General features: G+C 55.0%; 14 protein-coding genes. 6 read left to right on the forward strand and 8 right to left on the reverse strand.

All coding sequences use genetic code 11. From position 1 onward, the window contains the following. Positions 1-216: 216 nt before the first annotated feature. Entirely contained in the window at positions 217-621 is a 405-nt protein-coding gene (locus ABX962_RS01175; protein WP_372715837.1) for a hypothetical protein, read from the forward strand. Positions 622-1,104: 483 nt separating this feature from the next. On the opposite strand, the gene ABX962_RS01180 is transcribed toward ABX962_RS01175, so the two are convergent. The 8 genes from ABX962_RS01180 to ABX962_RS01215 form a co-directional block, all read right to left on the reverse strand. Next, positions 1,105-1,386, reverse strand: coding sequence for a hypothetical protein (locus tag ABX962_RS01180; RefSeq protein ID WP_372715839.1), 282 nt, complete (start codon positions 1,384-1,386; stop codon positions 1,105-1,107). A gap of 726 nt (positions 1,387-2,112) precedes the next feature. Continuing rightward, complete coding sequence (locus ABX962_RS01185; RefSeq protein WP_372715841.1) at positions 2,113-2,514, reverse strand: TadE/TadG family type IV pilus assembly protein; 402 nt, start codon at positions 2,512-2,514, stop codon at positions 2,113-2,115. A gap of 26 nt (positions 2,515-2,540) precedes the next feature. Continuing rightward, positions 2,541-3,692, reverse strand: a complete 1,152-nt coding sequence (locus ABX962_RS01190; RefSeq protein ID WP_372715843.1) for a VWA domain-containing protein — start codon at positions 3,690-3,692, stop codon at positions 2,541-2,543. Between the two features lie 14 nt (positions 3,693-3,706). Continuing rightward, positions 3,707-4,114 (reverse strand): TadE/TadG family type IV pilus assembly protein, encoded by a 408-nt coding sequence (locus ABX962_RS01195; RefSeq protein ID WP_372715845.1) that lies wholly within the window; start codon positions 4,112-4,114, stop codon positions 3,707-3,709. A gap of 326 nt (positions 4,115-4,440) precedes the next feature. Continuing rightward, positions 4,441-5,451: a lipid II:glycine glycyltransferase FemX gene (locus ABX962_RS01200; RefSeq protein WP_372715847.1), complete on the reverse strand. Its 1,011-nt coding sequence runs from the start codon at positions 5,449-5,451 to the stop codon at positions 4,441-4,443. A gap of 379 nt (positions 5,452-5,830) precedes the next feature. Beyond that, complete coding sequence (locus ABX962_RS01205; protein WP_372715849.1) at positions 5,831-7,948, reverse strand: hypothetical protein; 2,118 nt, start codon at positions 7,946-7,948, stop codon at positions 5,831-5,833. Between the two features lie 37 nt (positions 7,949-7,985). Beyond that, the gene (locus ABX962_RS01210) at positions 7,986-10,439 is read right to left on the reverse strand and encodes a DUF1553 domain-containing protein (protein WP_372715851.1); all 2,454 of its coding nucleotides are present in this window, start codon (positions 10,437-10,439) and stop codon (positions 7,986-7,988) included. 236 nt (positions 10,440-10,675) lie between these two features. Then, positions 10,676-11,959 (reverse strand): DUF1501 domain-containing protein, encoded by a 1,284-nt coding sequence (locus tag ABX962_RS01215; RefSeq protein WP_372715853.1) that lies wholly within the window; start codon positions 11,957-11,959, stop codon positions 10,676-10,678. A 751-nt stretch (positions 11,960-12,710) separates the two neighbouring features. On the opposite strand from ABX962_RS01215, the gene ABX962_RS01220 reads away from it, so the two are divergent. The 5 genes from ABX962_RS01220 to ABX962_RS01240 all read left to right on the forward strand — a co-directional run bounded on the left by ABX962_RS01220 (position 12,711) and on the right by ABX962_RS01240 (position 19,116). Further along, positions 12,711-12,983, forward strand: coding sequence for a hypothetical protein (locus ABX962_RS01220; protein ID WP_339942793.1), 273 nt, complete (start codon positions 12,711-12,713; stop codon positions 12,981-12,983). Positions 12,984-13,264: 281 nt separating this feature from the next. After that, positions 13,265-13,633, forward strand: coding sequence for a TerB family tellurite resistance protein (locus tag ABX962_RS01225; RefSeq protein WP_372715855.1), 369 nt, complete (start codon positions 13,265-13,267; stop codon positions 13,631-13,633). Positions 13,634-13,649: 16 nt separating this feature from the next. Next, positions 13,650-14,330, forward strand: a complete 681-nt coding sequence (locus ABX962_RS01230) for a phosphopantothenoylcysteine decarboxylase (RefSeq protein WP_372715857.1) — start codon at positions 13,650-13,652, stop codon at positions 14,328-14,330. After that, positions 14,330-15,235: a dihydroorotate dehydrogenase gene (locus ABX962_RS01235; protein WP_372715897.1), complete on the forward strand. Its 906-nt coding sequence runs from the start codon at positions 14,330-14,332 to the stop codon at positions 15,233-15,235. Before ABX962_RS01230 ends, ABX962_RS01235 begins: the two co-directional genes overlap by 1 nt. Positions 15,236-15,672: 437 nt before the next feature. Further along, complete coding sequence (locus ABX962_RS01240) at positions 15,673-19,116, forward strand: aminotransferase class I/II-fold pyridoxal phosphate-dependent enzyme (protein ID WP_372715859.1); 3,444 nt, start codon at positions 15,673-15,675, stop codon at positions 19,114-19,116. Positions 19,117-19,155: the final 39 nt, after the last annotated feature.

Here is a 19,155-nt window from a genome sequence, read left to right on the forward strand (position 1 = left end):
TGAAATGGAGACCGAAGTGATACACCCTACATCAAACCTCGCGATTGCGTTGTTTACTTCTATAACCGCAACCCACGCGTTCGCATGAGGATGCGTTTACATCTCCGGAGACCATCGTGAATGTGACGATCGAGCCGGTTGGATCGCTCGGTTTAGGAATGGTAAATCATATGCACGTGCCAGGTGAACGCCACGGTTCATCGACTTGGAACACCGATGAGAACTACAAATCCCTATGAAACGCCACCGTCAGTAGAATTCACTGACCACGATAGTAATACCGTTCATCCCGATTGGCGGTGGATGGTTTGTATGGTTCACATTTTTTCTTCATTGTGCTTGTGGTCGTTGTTCTTTTCGTCGGTCGGCGATACGGGGTGGCAACTCACTTGCCACGGATACTGCTCGCTTGCTCGGTTTGGTCCCGATTCAACAATAATACGATTCACGCTGCCGCTGCTGCTCGCTGCATTGCCGACGGCGGTTACACCTATCGTGTTCTGGCGTTTTTACCACAACTGCGACTGCGAGCGGGACGCCACCGGTCGCAATTTCTGGTTCTTGATGCTGGGGATTATTCTTGCCGTGATAAACGTTTCTTTGTACGATCCACTTGCCTAGTCCCAATCCTTTTCGGATCGAATTGACGGCGAACAATTCGATGCACTCCCTGTTGCCGAGTCGCGGTGTTTGACCCTGTCATCGCTCGCGGTGTGAGCGATTCTGTCACGTTAGAGCAAACCGATTCCGGATTCTTCGGATCAATGCCGCGTGCGGGGATCACCCAGAAATTCGGTCGCTGATCGCTCTGATAGTGAATAGACAGAAAGATTGGTGCGACAGAAAAATGAGACTGCTATGGTGAACCGCGATTGGACTCGGACGCTCACCTCGTCATCATTTTTTATCCGTTCATCTTTAAACCTTTTACTGCACCGATAGTGCGCGGGATTGGGTCGGAAAAAACAACACCTACCGTCGCGTTGCGACTTTTGCTTTTCTGTTATGGTGTTCCACGGACTCACGTCCGTGGCTACTACATTTCGTCGCGTTGCGACTAGGTGACAGGTTGACGCCGCTCAGCTTGGGTGACCCCAATAATTCCTATCCCGTTGATCTGCTTTTAAAATTTTTCTGGCGCACCAATATTTCTGTCGTTTCATGCGGTGTGAGCGATTTTTTTACGTCAGAACAAGCCGATTCCGGAATCTTCGGATCAATGCCGCGTGTGGGGATCCCCCAGAATTTCGTTCGCTGATTGCTCTGATAGTGGATAGACAGAAAGAAGTGGTGCGACAGAAAAATTGGAGAGCCGGAAAGAAAGTCCCCAGTTTTTCTGCCTTCATTTTTTTGCCAACCATTTTTTTGCCTGTAATTGGTCGCCATTCGCAGTTTTCGTTGAATAACGCGTCGATCGCTGCCGCTACTCGCTGAATGGTAGGCTTGGTCTCGGCACCGCTTTATTCGCCTGTCCCCCATTCGTCTGTCCCTGACTCTTTGTGTTTACGGCCTGATTGCACAGCGTCACTCGTGTCCGATTATCGCGGATCGAATTTGGTGATAGACAGAAAAATTGGTGCGACAGAAAAATGAGACTGCGATGACGATTCTCGCTTGGGTTTGGACGCTCACGTCCTCGCCATTTTTTATCCTACCATCGTTTAACCTCTCGCTGAATCTCGGGTGTAGGCCGTTTACGACGGAGAGAGTAGCCAAGCATCGTTGACTAAATATTTTCCTGCCCCCTCCACCTTCCTGTCCAACCTTCGGTTGTATGGAGTTGTTCGACCGACTCACGTCCGTGGGTACTACATTTCGTCGCGTTGCGACTAGGTGACAGGCTGATGCCGCTTTGCTGTGGGTGACCGCAATAAATCCTATCCCTTTGATCTGGTTTTCAAATCTTTCTGTTGCACCAATCTTTCTGGCGTGATTTGCTGCACAGTCCCCCCTCGGTCACTGCGACAAGAAAGGGCCGACTGTTGCCGATTGACGGCGTGCGCGCCGTGTCGGTCTTTCATTGATTCTCGTTCGGTGATCCGTTTTGGAATCGCCGAATAGGGTGAAACGCTCACGCAAGTTTCGCTACGCCAGCAACGGTTGCGAAGGTACTTAGAAGGTTGCTTCGCGGGGAAGCGTGACGCTGATGGTGATGGTCCGCCCCATGAAATACTTCGGCGTGATGAACGAGTTAGCGGACGTGATGGGGACGGTGACGGTAACGGTGACCGATTCCGTGTCGGATTGGATCGTGCTGGGAGTGACTTCTGCTGACCCACCGCTGATGTCAACGAAATCCAAAAGATCGGTCGCGGCTTGCTCACATTCGGCTGCAGTTGCTCCCGGCACAATTCCTTTTCGAGCCCCTTCGTATGCCGCGTTGATCACAGTGTTGCGAATCATGTTCACTCGTGAGAACTCGATTCCGGCGAACGTGAACAGCAGCAGTACGGGGAAGGCGACAGCGAATTCGACTGTCACGGCTCCGCGATGTGGTTTTCTCGATCGGGTCATGATGTGATGTGGGGGTGTCGAGAATTTTACTGGGTAAGGATCGAGATCGAACCTGCGATTTTGCTAAACGCATCATTCAGTGTCGCAGCGTCGGGGGCGTGAAAATGGTACCCACCTCCGGCGACCGCGGTATCCTGCATGTCCATGATCACGTTGGAGGGACAAGCGCCGAATGTGATGGTGTGTACTTTGATACGGTCCGCTGCAGCTAGAGCCGCGACATCTGCGGGATGGACACCGTTGGTATAGGCTCCATCGGTCAGCACGACCATGATCTTTTCTGCAGTGGCGCGAGCGCCGGATCCGTTCAGTTCCGATCTCGCGAGCGACATGCCTTGGCTTGTTTCTGTGTTGCCGCCCCACACGGTGGTGTTCAAGTTTTCCATCGCCGTTGTGATGCTGGTAAAGTCGGCAGTCAGGGGTTGATCGAGCGTGACGTTGTGGTTTGTCACACCACAGGCCGTGTAGTTGCTGGCATAGGTCACGATCGCAACTTGCTCTTCCGCAAGCGTATCGTTCATCTTGGCTAGGAAAATTTTGATGGCGTCATCCAGTGCGATCCATCGACTGTCCGCCCACGGAATATCACACGAGCGAGGGTCGCCACCCCCCATTCCTGTTGCCGTATTCGAAACCGCCAGTTTCATCGAACTGGATCGGTCCAGTACCAGGCAAATATCAGCATTGATAAAACCGGCGGTTGCAGCAGCGGTCGTTTGAAAGCCGTCGCCGTTGAGCAGACTGGAAAAAAACAGATCAACTTCGCCATCGGGTGCTGCGGAGGTGCGGCGGCCGTTGACTTGAACCGCGTTCATGGGCGAACCACTTGCCGTGAACGACCATTTGCCCGTCGTGGATCGGACGGTATTGCCGAAGACAAAGTCGGCGTCTTCAAGGGTCAGCCCTTCTCCAGCAACTTTGTTCGCGCTGGCAATTAGTTTTCCTTTGGCGATCGCACGTGCGGTATCACCGGTTTCCGCCAATTCTGACGATGCTGCCTTGGCGGCCAAGTCGGTTGCTGCGCGTAGTTCGGCTCGTGACAATTGCATGTAGGCGAGGTCCACCGAGAACCCCAGCAACAACATCAACACCGGCAGCATGATCACAAAGACCACCGCGGTCGCGCCCCGGCGACAATGGGGCAACACGTTCCAGGAATTTGTAATTGGATATTTCATTGCAATTCCGTGAGTTATTGCTTGATCGCGGTCAAACTACTGGACAAGGATTGTGCAAAGCCGAACAGCTGAGGCCCAACGATGTTTCCGTTGGTGGCGGCTTGGATTGTGACGGTGACCGTATCACCGCGAGCCAGTGTCGCGTAGGCGGCACCTGCCTCTCCTTGGACTAAGACATCCGATGGCGTGACGCCACGAGACGCGAGCGTTGTATTGATTCGGTTCAGAACATCCGACTCTGTTGAATCGGGTTTTAACGCAATCAGAGCGCCCTCGTAGGCTGATTCACAGATGACTTGTTTCATCGCGATCATGTTACAGGCTTCGATCGAGGCGAAGACGATCAGAAACAGGACTGGCATACAGACCGCCAATTCCACCATCGCCGTTCCGCCTCTGTTTCGTTCTCTTCTGTTACGCACAGGTCGATGTCCCGAGATTATAAATGGGTTGATCGATAAAGCGATCGATCGCAAACCCCATCAAGCAGCGAGCCCCGGATAATCACTGAGCAATGGGGAGATACCAATTTGTACGTCAGTTCGCAGAGCCTGGTCCGGATGACAAAACAAATGTGGGGGGGAATCGACGTCTGACCATGAAGCTATAACGGTCGTATCGATTGAATGGGCTAGAGCAGCCACTTAGAGGAATGCATGCGACGGTGTGAGGGGTTGCAACGCGACTATGTTCCGAAGCCCTGTCTTCATTGGCAGATCCTTCGGTGCGCCATTCGAAGCCAGTCGGATCAAGATTTTTTCAGCAAGCGGTATTCTTCATATGCGTCACGATCAAAGACGAAATCGAGCGACGGAACGAAACTTAGCTCACGCCCCCCAAACTTTCGCTTGAACGAACTGAAATTGGCCCATTCGTCCTCGGGGGCGTTGATGGGCGAAACCCCATAAAAGTCGTACCACTTGTAGCCCAACCTTTTGGCTCGCAACATTGCTTCAAAATGAAGCAGATAGGGTGCCATCACGTTGCGATGCGTAAGCTGCGTTCCACCATATTTGTAGGTTGCGGTGTCACCGGCGTACAAGATTAACGCCGTTGCCAGTCGTGTGCCTTGATATTCGGCAAAGAAAATGTCTCCGCGTCGATAGGGAAATAGGGTGGCCGCGAGTTCGTCAAAGTATTGCTTCGAGTGCCGCGAGATGTCTTGCCGGGTGACGGTTTCCTCGTAGAGACGCAGGAAGTCGGCGAGCCCCGCAGCGGAATTGTCTTGGACGACGGAGACGTTGTGTCGGCGGGCGACGCGAATATTATACCTTCCCTTGGTCTTCATTTGTTTCAGGATGGCGTCTTCGGACATCGTCAAATCGACGCACAACGTGTTTCGTGGTTCGTGCCAATGGATTGATCGCTGGAATCCTTTTACGAATTTCGGTTGGTCTAACCACCGCGGCTCGATTCTGAGGTGACTGACAACATACGACGAATGCTTGCGGTGATCGTCAATATATTCCATCATCGCGTCGAACAGATCCGCTGCATCCGTTTGATCGTTGGGCAGCACGGGGCCGTGAGGCACGTAGTAGAAGCACTTGTTGGGCGCAAACGATTTCATCAAAACGTTCGCACCCCCACAAAGTTTGTCATCGTCGCTGGCCGCAAACCCAAAACCGTTCCAGCCGCGGAGCTTCAAAAAGTCAATCCACCACGAGTATTGTTTGTGGCCAATGTCAGGTCGTTGGTCCGCCAGAAACCGGTCCCAGTCGGTGATCGAGCGCGTCGTCTCGGTTTCCTGTTCCATCATCGTCGTTCATCACCGGGTTGAAGAATGCACGCTCGAAAGCAGTGGGGTGCCAAGTTGGTGTGTCTCTTTCCACAGACTAGTTCCCGGCGGTAGAACCGCAAATCCACTGTCGATCGTTTTCAACAATGTCACGTCGCCTCATCCTAATTTGCGAAGGCACGTTGCTCGGCCGTGGTGAGGGATGCAGCTGTACAGTAGCAAGACATGAGGGAGCCGTGATGGTTGCGCCGCTACAACTTCGATAGGATCACTGCAAAACGTCAAACTTGGACATTCGCTGTAGCGTGGTCAACCAGCGTGATACCGTTGAATCGAGAGATTACGATCGTCAACGGTATGTTGAGATACAGACAAATGTTGCTGTTCGTCGTGCTGCCGATCAGGGCGAAACCACGCGAAATGTTACGTGGTTGCTGGGAATAAAGACGGTCAACGTTTGTTCGGCTTGCGACTTTTTGGCCAGCTCGATCCGTTTATCGGCTTCCACGATCGCAGCTTTGATCGCATCGAGGTTGGCTGCTTGAGCGGGATCATCATGAAGTGTTTGCAGGGTCGCACGTGCCTGTTGTGCCGCAACCAAGGCCTGTGGGTTGGGCCGAATTTTTACTTTTGTTTCCGCCAACATTGCGAACGAATACGTTCCTACGGCAGTGTTGGCAGCGGTTTTGATCGTCGCAGCGCCGTCACTTTTATCTGCGGGCACGGTCACCTGGGCGATGGTCACACCCGCTGGCAATGAAAGTGGCCGAAGCACACAGACGTCATTGCCGCCTTCGCGACGTGTTACCTGAATTGCCAACGGCAACGGTTCGCCAGCCTTCACGTCGGGGATTTTGGCATCATCGAACCGGATCGTGATCGGCGAAATTTCGTGCTCGGACACCGCCACGACAAGATCGGATGCAATCCGAGAGCGAACGTAATCACGTCCCCCACCTTTTGCGAATTGCAGTGTCGCGGGAACCGCCGTTTCACTGATCGCATGATCGATACTGTGGCCGACGATGTCTAGCGGTGCCACAGTGGTAATGGCATCGTCGGTTGCTGTCAGCGTGAGATCGGTTTGCGTTTGATTCGCGGCAATGGTGGCTGGTTTGCAATGAATCCCCGCGGGCAAATTCTCGGCCGTGATTTCGATCGGCCCCGTCCATCCGTCACGCCGGATCGCAAAAATACGAACGAGTTCTGCACCCCCACGAAACAATTTGGAACCATGGGGACGAGCTAGTTTGACGTCTTTGTTGGGATAAACGCGAGACGCAACAAGCGTGAAACCGGGATCGGGCTTGGCGACCCGTAGCACAAATCGTTGCTGCACGCGAAGTGACGTGCCGATGTCTAAGTCACGGACGGTCAATCGGTACGTCGCCGTCGCCGGAGCGGTGAATAACAGTGAAGCGTCTTTCGTGCTCAGTGAGATCACCGAGTCACTAACCGGATGGCTATCATCGGAACGTGCGACTTCGTGATAGGAAGCCACTCCCGCATCATCACGCTGGATCCGATCCACGATCACGCGTGCGTCGGTTGGTTCACCAAGTCGCTGCGAAATCACCTCGATCGCCACGGTTTCGCCCTGAGTCGCATCAAACTCGAAAGTGTTCTCATCGCCAGGTGCAGCAAACCACCACGTCGCCTGATATGGCAATTCGATGCGTTCGGCCCCGCCACTCGAAGCAAACATTGGCGGCGACGCCGGTTCGATGTCGCGGGCTGCGGCACTTTCCGGTCCCAGGACCACGCCAGACACGCCATCGCCGGTGGCTTCGCTGGTTGGATTGGATTGTAACGCTATTTGGTAATGGTACTCGCCGCCGCTGCGATACAAATATTCATTCACGGCAAGGACATACCTGCCGGGCGGTTGATCCTCAAGACGCAACATGGGATCAAAACCATCCGCGCCGCGTGCCGATGCAACCACGTCGCCAGCGGCATTATAGAGTCTCAATTGGCCGATCATCGGCGAGTCGATTGTTTGAGACCGATACTCGACCCGAGCCTGAGCTTCTTTGAGCTCGACCGCATAAAAATCAATCGATGCCCCCGACGACGACGCACTGTGCCACTGGTCGGTGGGAAGCGGAGTGGCCGCATCAAAGTCATGACTGGCGGAGGCATTAACGACAGCCAATCGGCTGACCCAAAAGGCACGTGGATTGGATACACCGTGCCGGCCAATCGCACGCACTTCATAACGCCCCGGTGGAACATCGTCCGCGATCGCGACGTCAAAATGACCGTAGTTGGGTATTGGTGAAAGCAACGGATGTGGCGACGATTTCGACGCCGATTGCAGCGTCGCTGTGATCCCAGGATGTGAAAACAACAGCTGATCCACCTCGTCCATCCGGTCCCCCGTCACGAAGACCTCGCTTGTCTGGCCCACGGTTGCCGTTGCCGGTCGGACCGTACGCAACTCGATCGCTAGGAACTGAGCGTGCGTGACGGAGGTCATGCCGATGCAGAGAAATGCAATGCGGAGAGGAAGTTGCATAGCGTGGGGAGAAGTGGGGAGTGGGGAGTGGGGATATTTAGTGGTTGAAGAGGAATTCTTTTGAGTTGATCAGCGACCAAAGGATGTCCTCGTACGCTTGTCGACGATTGTCTTTCTGATCGAGATAGCGGAGCATCGTTTCCATTTCAGTCGAGGTCGCAGGCCGGCTGAACGCGATCAGATACAACTCGCTTAGCTGTTGTTGATCGTCGGATTCGGTGTCTGCGGCTAGTCTTGCAGCGAGAGCTGAATCCGCTGCTAATTTTCCCTGCATTTCATCGGAGTTGATCAGATGCAGGCTTTGCGCCAAGTTGGCTTCTTGTGACCGTTCGCACTCGCACGCGGTATCGCCAGCGGGCATGCCGAAAACGCTTAAAAAGTACGACGTAAATTGTGTGTCGGGTAGCTCTACGGCTCTCGTCCCCGCAGGCATCCCGGCAAACGCGGTCTGGTTCCCGGTGACGTCATCGACGGCATCCAGTAGCACTTCGGCGTGCATTCGCTTCGGGTAATAACGCGAATAGCTGCGTCGATCGCCCAAGTTTCCTGGAACGGGATCGCTGCTAAACCAGTACGTTTTAGACAACACAATCGAACGGACCAGAGATTTTAGGTCGTAACCCGAATCCACAAATTCCGCGGCCAATGCGTCCAGCAGCTCCGGGTTGGACGGCGGGTTGGTGATCCGCATATCGTCTTCGGGTTCGATCAAACCTCGCCCCATAAAGTGTTTCCAGTAGCGGTTGACCAGTGATTTGGCAAAAAAGGGATTCGACGGATTGGTCATCCAGTCGGCCAAAACAAACCGAGCATCCTCGGTCGCAGCGATCGCAGCGGGTTCTGCATCGAGGCCCGCCGCGGGTAACGCCTGACCATTTTTGGGATGAGGCGAGGTCGCAGCACCGACACGAGCAAAGAAGTCGGGTTCGAGTGGCTCGCCACCTCCTTTTTTCGAGACGGTCACAAAAAAGGCTGACAATTTTGCGTAGTCCGCTTGGCTCCACTTTTCGTAGGGGTGATGGTGACATCGGGCGCAGGCAACACGTTGCCCTAGGAATAGCTGGGCAGCGTCTTCGACTCGGCTGCTTGTGTCGGCAACCTGTTGGTACCAAGCCACGGGCGGATGGTTCGCAACACTTCCGGATGCCGTGATGATTTCGCGGACAAATTGATCGTACGGTTTGTTCTCTGCAATACTGTCGCGAATCCATTGGTAAAAGGCGACAGTTGCAAATTGCAATTCCCCTCGTTGCCGTTTGTTGCGAAGGATCGTATTCCACTTGCCAGCAAAATAATTGGCATGATCCGAACTGTGTAGCAACCTATCGACAAGCGTCGGACGTTTTTCCGCCGATGAGTCTTCGAGAAAGCTGCGTGTTTCGGCCAGCGTTGGTAAGCGACCGGTGATATCCAAGGTGGCTCGCCGCAAGAACGTGGCGTCCTCGCACATCGGTGACGCGGGAATGCCAAGTGATTGCAGTTTTGCGAACACATGCGTATCAACCAAGTTCGCCGGTTCGGGGGTCAGCGACTCGGGGGATGTTTCGAGTTGCTGGGGAATGTCCGCACGAAACACCGTCACGTTTCCTTGGTAACGTGCCATCACGGCGACATCGCCGACGAGCGAATTCAATTGGACACGTCCTTTTGCATCGACATCGGCCATTTCGGTATCGTTGGTCTCATACACAGCGGCGCGAGTGACGTCTTCGCGCGTGCCGTCGGAATAGTTTGCGACGACCGATAGCTGCTGGAATGCCCCGGGCAACAGACGTCGGTGCGATGGCAAAACTTCGATCGATGTCACGGTGGGGTCATTGCCATCTCCATACTTCGCACCTTGAGCGATCCAGCGTCGCATCAAGCGATATTCGTGACTGTCGACTTCCATTCGTTGTCCGCCACCATGCGGCGAAGCGTTAATCGACTTCAGTAACAATAAACTACGTTCGGGAATTGCGGGTGAGATTCGGCGACCACGCGATTCCTCTACTAAGTGCCCGTAATCCTCGCGAGGTTCGAAGCCAAGCAGTGAGAGTTTGAATCCGTTTTGGCCCGCAGCCTTGCCATGGCACCCGCCACCATTGCAGCCCAGCTTGGTAAAGATCGGAACGATTTGGCTTGGAAAGCTAACCGGTTGATCTTCGTTCATTCCGCTGACCTTGATGACGGCGGTTGCCGTCTCGCCATCGGATCCCTCTGCCTTGATGGTCGCGTGGCCGTCGGCGATCGGAATCACCAACCCCCCAGGATCGACCGACGCTATTCCATTTGGCTCGACCTCATACGTTACCTCCGACGTGGCATCTTCGATTGCCGTGAGTGAGGAATCGCCAACGTGTCGTGATACGATCAATTGGATTCGAGCATCACGTCCAACGATCAGGCGGTCGGCATCGGCGTTATCGATGGTAAGCGTGTTCGCCGCGAACGAATCGGTAACCGCGAAACCAATCGCAAAGGCAACAAGCCATCGAGCGGTGAGCATCATCACAGTTGGGGAGATTGATCTATTTGGCAAAGGGGCATGCATTGCAAAAGCATTCCGAGGTTTCCCGGTGAGGATCTTCGAAACGATTTCTGAAGTAGCGGAACTCGTCAAGAGTTTCGAGCTGTTCGGCGATTCACGAAAGTCTTGATGGCTTCTACGACGTGTTATCCCGCCACTTAATGGCCCGGCGGTCCTTGGTTGGCATGCAACCGCACCACGGCAATTGGAATACAGCATTACACCAACTCGCCAATTGGGTCGTGGTCGACCAAGAATTGGGGGCGTCCCGTGGGGTCGATCAAGGTTGTCGACGAGGTATCGAGCCCCAGGTTGCGATACATCGTCGCCACGACTTCTTGCATGTGGACGGGACGTTCGCTGGGTTCTTCGCCCAAGCGGTTTGTGGCTCCGATCACTTGCCCGGTCCGCATTCCGCCGCCAGCTAAGAAGGCCGAATTGACTTGGGTCCAGTGATCTCGCCCTGCGTTGGCATTAATTTTCGGGGTGCGACCAAATTCGCCCCACACGACCACGGTGACGTCATCGAGCATGCCACGTTCGTCTAAATCTTGGATCAGAGCACTGAGGCATTGATCAAGCTTGGATCCATGATCACGGACGAGGTCAAAATTCTTGCTGTGCGAATCCCACCGCCCATAGCTCAAACTGACCACACGAGCACCGGCTTCGACCAAACGTCGCGCGATCAACAATTGGTCATTGACGGTCGGTGATCCGTCGTACTGGAATTGGTAGGGCTTTCCATCGCCATAACGCTCGACCACTTTAGGATCTTCTTTTGTCAGATCGAGGGCGTCGACCAACTTGCTGCTGGTAAGCACATCGAGTGCTCGTTGGCCAAACGCGTCCATCCCGGCCATCGTTCCGGTGACATCAATATCACGCCGAAGCGTATCGATTTCGGAAAGCAATTTTCGTCGGTCGGCCAGCCGATCCAACGTGATGCCTCCGAGCGTCATGTTTTTCATCCCAGGCCCGTCGGGTTTAAACGGCGCGTAGGCGGCGCCGAGGAAACCGCTTGTGCCGGAGTCAGACCAAGGCACGTGTCTAGTTGGCGCCGCCAAACCGATATTCGGAGGCACCGAAGCATCGACGGGACCGAGTAATTTGGATACGGCGGCTCCGACCGCTGGTCGCCCCCCAATACTTTTTAAATCATTGGGCCGCCAACCCGACATGCACTGCACGGCGTCGTGCCCGCCGCTGCAGCCGACCAGGCTGCGGATGATGGCAGCCTTGTCCATCAACCCTGCCAACTTTGGGAAAACTTCGCAAATTTCGATCCCAGGCACGTTGGTCTTGATGGCCTGAAATTCGCCTCGTACTTCACTGGGGGCATCGCGTTTGATATCCCACATGTCTTGGTGTGGGGCGCCGCCCGCAAGAAAGATATTGATGACGGCTTTATGCGAATTGGATTGGCCGGTGGCAGCTTCGGCTCGCATCAAATCGGCCAAAGTAAACCCGACGCCTCCCATCGCTAAAGCGCCGATCTTCAAGAATCCGCGACGAGGAACCCCGTCGCAATATTGACCGGGATGTCGAAATTTTGGAGTACCCGGTTTGCGGGGGCCAGATTTTGGCCCAAGTATTGACAACATCATGAGTCAATCGACCAGCGGTAGGATGGTAAGGAAGGAAGCAACGCACAGCAGGAGGGGGGCGGTGCTTGTAAGGGGGGGAAGGTTAGCATTCTAGCCGGACAAGGCAATCGAAAGCAACCAAATAATGACAGTGGTCCGATTTTGGCGTTTTAGGGTGAATGACCTCGCCGCCGACCGGGCAATTGCAACGGAGCTGCAATTGCCCTGTCGGCGGTAGCTGAGAATCACAAAACGCTGAAAAGTCCTCCGCCCGATCGACACAGGTACACTGAAATGTAACAAACCAGAAGCCGCACTGCGGATCGGATTGAGCCGCTGAATTGAGGTTACCACGCTGCTTCGCGAGCGCGATTCAGCTTGATGGCGAGGGGTTACACCGCTGCGAAGTGGACTTTTGGGCACACTTCGCGTAGGATAAGGTTCACCCGCAGGGGTTGAGCGAGACGTGGTTTGGCAAGTCGTTTTCACGATCACGCTCACCCGTTTCGACATTTTTCCTGCCAAACGCATCGATTGCGTGGGCGACGTGCCACCGCATTGGACGTCGTGACTGTCTACCATGTGCTTCCTGGTTGCACTTTTTGACGAGCTTGGACGCTCATTAATAATGAGGCCACGTTGCTCGCAAAACGAAAAGTAGCGCAAAATGAGCGGGAACAAAACGACCACCTCGGCAACCCAAGCCAATGGCAATGTCTGTCCCATTTGTGGCAAGCGTGCCTATTCCAAGGGGGGGATCCATCCTCAATGTGCGGTCCTGCAGGCGGACGCGGCGCGAACCGAAGAATTGAAGGCTCAGCGCAAATTGGATGCGGAAACGCCGAAAGAGTCGTCTTGGTCGAAAAAGAAGTGTCCGAAGTGCTCGAACGAATCGCATGTTCGTAAAAAGATTTGCGATTGCGGCCACGCGTTTTTCTAGGTCTCAGCCAATCAATTCTCTTGCCCGCTCTTGGTGAATGATCTCACCCGACTTTGGGTAGCGGTAGCGGCGCGGGGCCCGCCCGGTCGCAGGCGAGTAAAACGTTCAAACGAAACTAGGCGGGCCCCGCGCCGCTCCGCGATAACCTCCACCCGGTCAGTGCCAAAGTCGACGGCATGAACCCCCGGCCTTGCGATTCGCTGCAGCCGACGGTGATCTTGCCATTCCGTTGCAGGCTCCGCGACTTGTTCCCCCTCGTTTCCGCGGGTAACATTCTCGTCATGAACGAAGAAATTCTGAAAAAACGCCGTCAACTGCTCCGCAACCTCGTCGTGATGGCGTTTGCGGACGGGTCGCTTGGCGAACGCGAGATTAATCTTGTCGCGGACCGCTGCGTTGACCTCGGTTTGGACGAATACGATTTGCAAAAGGCAATCGAGTTCGGGTTGGGGGACGAAGCCAGCTTAGAGCTGCCGATCGAAATGGAGCAGCGTCGCGAGTTGATGCAGGAACTAATTCGCATGATGGCGGCCGACGGCACGCTTGCCGAAGCCGAAAAACGGTTGTTTGCCCTCGCGGCCGTGAAGATGGAATTGACGGAAAAAGACGTCAACGAAATCATCACTCAGACCGTCAAAAAAACATCTTAGAGAGCAGCTTGATTCTGTGGCCCGCATCCTGATTACCTCTGGCCCGACCCGGCAATATCTTGATCCCGTTCGCTATTTAACCAATGCGTCGAGCGGTCGGATGGGGGCTGCGTTGACCAAAGCGGCGATCGATGCCGGCCACGATGTGGTGGTCGTTTCGGGGCCCGTCAGCGTCGAGTATCCGGCGGCGGCAACGGTGATTCCGGTCGTCACGACCGACGAGATGTTGGCGGCAGCCGTCGAGGCATTTAATTCGTGCGACGGAGCGATCGGGGCAGCCGCCCCCTGCGATTACATGCCACGGTTGGTGTCGTCCCAAAAGATTGCCAAAACAGGCGAACCGCTGCGGTTGGAATTGATTGAAACCGCCGATGTGGTCGCCACGCTTGGGCAACGCAAACGGGACGACCAATGGGTGGTCGGATTTGCCCTGGAAACCGAAGATCGGCGTTTCCGCGCCACGGTCAAACTGGAATCAAAACATTGTGATTTGATGGTCAGCAATGGCCCGCAAGCGATCGATTCGAATCAAAACGACGTGGAACTACTCGACGCCCGCGGCAACGTCATTGCCGCGATTCATGGCGACAAAGACTTTGTGGCTGACGAATTAGTACGACACATTAGCGAGCAACTGACGCATCGCGCCGCAAAACCGCAGCCAGCCGAGAAACCGCAATCACCGGAAAACAAATGATGGACATAAGCACGACCCTCGGCCGTTTGACGCTGAAAAACCCGATCATGGTCGCCTCGGGAACCTTCGGTTACGCGCGTGAAATGGAGGGCATCGTCGATGTGCCGCGACTCGGCGCGGTGCTGCCCAAAACGATCACTGCCGAACCACGCATCGGCAACGCACCGTGGCGAACGGTCGAAACCTCGGCCGGACTTCTCAACGCGATCGGGCTGGACAACGATGGCGTGGACGCGTTTCTAGAAAACCATCTGCCCTATCTAAAAGAAATCGGGACTTCGATCGTCGTCAGCGTGGCGGGGCGGACGCAAGACGATTTTGTTTCGTTGGCCGAACGCGTCGGAAACTCCGCAGGGGTCGCTGCAATCGAATTGAATTTGTCGTGCCCCAACGTCAGCGGCGGGATCGATTTTGGTACCAACGCCCAATCCTGCCTTGGTGTAGTCAAAGCCGCTCGCGAGGCTTGCAACGTTCCTATCTTGGCAAAATTAACCCCCAATGTGACGCGGATCGCGGATATCGCGCAAGCCGCAGCCGACGGTGGCGCCGACGCGGTCTGTTTGATCAACACCGTGCTGGGAATGGCGGTCAATTGGCGAACTCGCAAACCAATGCTCGGCAATGGCATGGGCGGGCTGAGTGGACCTGCAATTAAACCGATCGCGCTGCGATGCGTTCATCAGGTCGCGTCGGCCGTCAAGATTCCGATTATCGGGATTGGCGGGATTGCTTCGATCGACGACGTGATGCAGTTTTTGGTGACCGGTGCGAGTGCGGTCCAAATCGGCACCGCCAATTACTATGATCCTACCGTCTCGACTCGCTTAATCGATCAGTTGCCCGCCGCGTTAGCGGAAATCGGTGCCTCCAGCGTCGCCGAAATCGTGGGAACGCTCAATAAATGACAGGGGGGGGCGGACTGTCGCGATTCCGCTCGGTTTGGCTGCTGTGTTTTTTGCACCGCTTACGCGCCGCAACCGGATCGTCTGTCGCCGCGAACGCGCCCCGTGATAGCGGTGCATACCCCGCCAGTGGGGCAGGCAGGAATGTGATCTCCGCGAAGTCAAATTCGTTGTCAAATTCGTTCAAAAAGGTTACTAGGAGAGCGAATGTGACGGTTACCGCCACTTCCCATGGGTTTTAAACTCGTATTGGGGCGGATTAGACTGGAAAACCCTAATGCAAGCATTCCGGCGAGTCGACGTTCGCTATTCTAGAGGGATGTTTTGAGTATGCTCAAATTGCTAGTTTGTAAAAACTTGAACCTCCCAAAGCAGGGAACCCCTCGTCAGGGGAGATATTAAGCAGCGCGGCCCCAATCCCGAGGTCGTCTTAACCAACCATGAACCTTCTTGGCGGTAATGCGCAAGTGGACCTAAAAGAATTCTTTGGCAAACAATCGCCACCGAGAGATCACTACATCTCGATTCTAAGGTTCTGGGCCGAGCATCGACCTCATGAGCCTGCGTTTTTGTTTACGGATGTCGAATCATCCGAGCAAACGATCACGTATTCGCAATTGTGGGAAGAGGTTCGTGCGCTAGCGGGATATTTGCAGGATCGTTGTCGGATTCGCAGCGGTGACCGCATCTTGCTGCTGTATCCACCCTGTCTCGAATTTGTGATTGGTTTTTTTGCGTGTCATGCTGCCGGCGCTATCGCGGTTCCCGCCTACCCACCGCGTCGCAATCGTAAGGCATCGCGAATCCGATCGATTGTCGTCGACGCGGATACACGTTGGGCATTGTCGACCAAGGCGATCGTGGAACAGCTTTCGGGCGACCAGAAGCACGACGACCTTGTCGGTTTACAGTTGCTCGGGACCGATGATCCGGCTTGCCGTTTGGCGGACAAGTGGCGAATGCCAAAGATCAATCGTGACTCGCTTGGTGTGTTGCAGTACACATCGGGATCGACCGGATCGCCTAAGGGGGTGATGCTGACGCAGGGCAACTTGATCGCCAATAGCGAATTGATTCTGCAAGCGTTTGAACCTGATGCCGATGTGATCGGGATGTCGTGGTTGCCGACCTATCACGATATGGGATTGGTGGGGGGCATTTTGATGCCAATGTTCATCGGACGTCGCGACGTGTTGATGAGCCCGATGACCTTTTTGCAACGTCCGGCGAGATGGTTGCAGGGGATTTCCAAATATGGGGTGACGATTAGCGGAGGTCCCAATTTCGCCTTCCAATTGTGCGTCGACAAAATCGCGGACGAAGAGATGGAAGGGGTCGATCTATCGAAATGGGAAATCGCATTTAACGGCGCCGAGCCGATTCGCGTCTCGACGATCGACGCATTCTCGAAGCGTTTTGAGAAGTTCGGTTTCCGTCGCGAAGCGTTTTTGCCCTGTTATGGCATGGCGGAAACCACCTTGCTTGTCACTGGCGGCCCGATTGAAACGCGTCCGGTTGTGACGACGTTCAGCGGCAGTGCGTTGGATGCCAAGAAGGTCAAAGTGGTCGATAAAGATGACGATGCGGCGCGTCGGTTAGTCGGTTGTGGCCGCGTCCTTCCCGAAGAAACCGTGTTGATCGTTGACCCAGAGACTCGCATGCCGATGGCGGACGACGAGATCGGCGAGATCTGGATTCAAAGCCCTTCGGTGGGGCAGGGATATTACCAGCGTGGCGATGCGACCGAGCAGACGTTCTTTGCGCGAACCGCTGACCAAGAAGGTCCATTTTTGCGTTCAGGCGACCTCGGTTTCTTGCACAACGACCAACTCTATGTTTCGGGCCGTCTTAAGGACATGATCATTGTCCGCGGCGTGAATCGTTATCCGCAAGACATCGAGGAAACGGTCGAGCGAGCCAGCGATGCGGTGCAAGCGGGATCGGTTGCCGCGTTTGCCATGGAATACGAGGGCCGCGAGCAATTAGTGATTGTCGCGGAAACGGTCCGTTTGCGTGACTTGGATTGGGACGCTCACTTGCAAGCGATCCGCCGCGCCGTCACCGCGGATCACGAATTGCCCCCCGACGCGGTTTATTTGGTTCGCAACAGCAGCGTTCCTAAAACCAGTAGCGGTAAGATCCAGCGGCATGCTTGTTTGCATGCGGTCCGCGATGGCGACATGAAGATGATCGCGAAATGGGTGCGTTGGGAAGAGGAAACGACGCACAACGATGGTGACTTGCAACCAATGATGCAAGCCGCTGCGGCGGGCGGCAGAACGGGCAAGATCGATCTCAGCGACGTCAACGACTCGGTCGCCGAAGCGATCAAGCAACACATTCGCCAAGTCGCCGGCGAGCGAGCACGGGTGTTGGACTTGGACACGAATATCGTTTTGGATCTCGGTCTGGACAGTCTCGAGCGGCTCGAAATCGCACGCAACCTCGAACGCACGTTTGGCGGACGGTTTCCCGAGCAAGTACTCGATGAAATCGAAACGGTCGGCCAAACCGCATTGGCGATCCAGCGGTATCTGCCGCCCGGCGGCGAATTTCGTGCGGTGGCGTTTTTGGACAATGGTGAATTCCAGCCCGCGGCAACCTCCGGCAGCGGCTTTGGCAGCTACGCGAATGCTGTCTCGGCTGTCGAACCGGAAGACGACGTCTCTCAGTTCGCCGAGTACCGGCGGTTGAAAACGACGATGCAGCAAATGCAGATGACGGGGGTCCCGAATCCTTACTTTACGGTTCACGATGGCATCGTTCGTGATATCACCGTTATCGATGGCAAGGAGTACATAAGCTTTGCTAGCTACAACTACTTGGGTCTGAGCGGGCATCCCCGTGTCACCGAAGCGGCGGCCGAAGCGGTGCGTCGATACGGGACAAGCGTCTCAGCAAGCCGGTTGGTTTCGGGGGAAAAACCGATTCATCGCGAACTGGAAAATGCGATTGCGAAATGGGTCGGCGTGGACGCGTCGATTTTGATGGTCGGCGGCCATGCCACCAACGAAACCACGATTGGGCATTTGGTTGGTTCGGGTGACTTGATTCTGCACGACTCGTTGGCTCATAACAGTATTGTGCAAGGAGCGTTGTTGTCGGGCGCGAGACGTCGACCGTTTCCCCACAATGATTTCGAAGCGCTTGATCGGATGTTGACCGAGATGCGATCGCAGTATCGCCGGGTGCTAATTGTGATCGAAGGTGTCTATAGCATGGACGGCGATTTTGCCGACGTGCCAAAATTTGTCGAAGTCAAGAAAAAGCATCGCGCGATGTTGATGGTCGACGAGGCGCATAGCTTTGGCACGATGGGCGAATCAGGGCATGGGATCGCCGAACATTTCCAAATGGACGCGCGCGATGTCGATATCTGGATGGGCACGCTGAGCAAGTCGGCTGCATCGTGTGGGGGTTATATCGCCGGCAGTCACGCGCTGATCGAACTGCTGAAATACACCGCACCGGGATTTGTATTCAGCGTTGGAATGCCGCCGGCCCAGGTTGCCGCGGCGCTAGCGTCACTGCAAACGCTCGCTGACGAACCTGAACGCGTTGAAACGCTTCGCAAACGGAGTGAATTGTTTCTGTCACTTTGTAAGGAAGCTGGGTTGGACACCGGCGATAGCGGGGGGACACCCGTCGTTCCGATCATCACTGGCAATTCGATGGTGGCGCTGCGTTTGTCGCATCGACTCAAAGGAGACGGGATCAACGTGCAACCGATCTTGTATCCCGCGGTGGACGAGTCAGCGGCGCGACTGCGGTTCTTTATCACGTCGGAACACACCGAAGAGCAGATTCGTTTTACGGTCGCGCGGACGGCAGCTCATTTGTCAGAACTCGGTTTTGATCGTCAAGTGGTCGCGGCGGGCCGGTAATCGGCAGCAATAGCGTGTCGTCTGGGGCGTGATTACGTG

It is taken from the genome of Novipirellula sp. (genome assembly GCF_041583735.1).
Classification (GTDB): domain Bacteria; phylum Planctomycetota; class Planctomycetia; order Pirellulales; family Pirellulaceae; genus Novipirellula.

Coding starts and splice junctions, on each gene's coding strand:
- ABX962_RS01210 (WP_372715851.1), bottom strand. CDS start 10,439: ATGATGCTCACCGCTCGATGGCTTGTTGCCTTTGCGATTGGTTTCGCG.
- ABX962_RS01200 (WP_372715847.1), bottom strand. CDS start 5,451: ATGATGGAACAGGAAACCGAGACGACGCGCTCGATCACCGACTGGGAC.
- ABX962_RS01225 (WP_372715855.1), top strand. CDS start 13,265: ATGAACGAAGAAATTCTGAAAAAACGCCGTCAACTGCTCCGCAACCTC.
- ABX962_RS01190 (WP_372715843.1), bottom strand. CDS start 3,692: ATGAAATATCCAATTACAAATTCCTGGAACGTGTTGCCCCATTGTCGC.
- ABX962_RS01180 (WP_372715839.1), bottom strand. CDS start 1,386: ATGGCGACCAATTACAGGCAAAAAAATGGTTGGCAAAAAAATGAAGGC.
- ABX962_RS01240 (WP_372715859.1), top strand. CDS start 15,673: ATGAACCTTCTTGGCGGTAATGCGCAAGTGGACCTAAAAGAATTCTTT.
- ABX962_RS01175 (WP_372715837.1), top strand. CDS start 217: ATGAGAACTACAAATCCCTATGAAACGCCACCGTCAGTAGAATTCACT.
- ABX962_RS01235 (WP_372715897.1), top strand. CDS start 14,330: ATGGACATAAGCACGACCCTCGGCCGTTTGACGCTGAAAAACCCGATC.
- ABX962_RS01185 (WP_372715841.1), bottom strand. CDS start 2,514: ATGACCCGATCGAGAAAACCACATCGCGGAGCCGTGACAGTCGAATTC.
- ABX962_RS01220 (WP_339942793.1), top strand. CDS start 12,711: ATGAGCGGGAACAAAACGACCACCTCGGCAACCCAAGCCAATGGCAAT.
- ABX962_RS01205 (WP_372715849.1), bottom strand. CDS start 7,948: ATGCAACTTCCTCTCCGCATTGCATTTCTCTGCATCGGCATGACCTCC.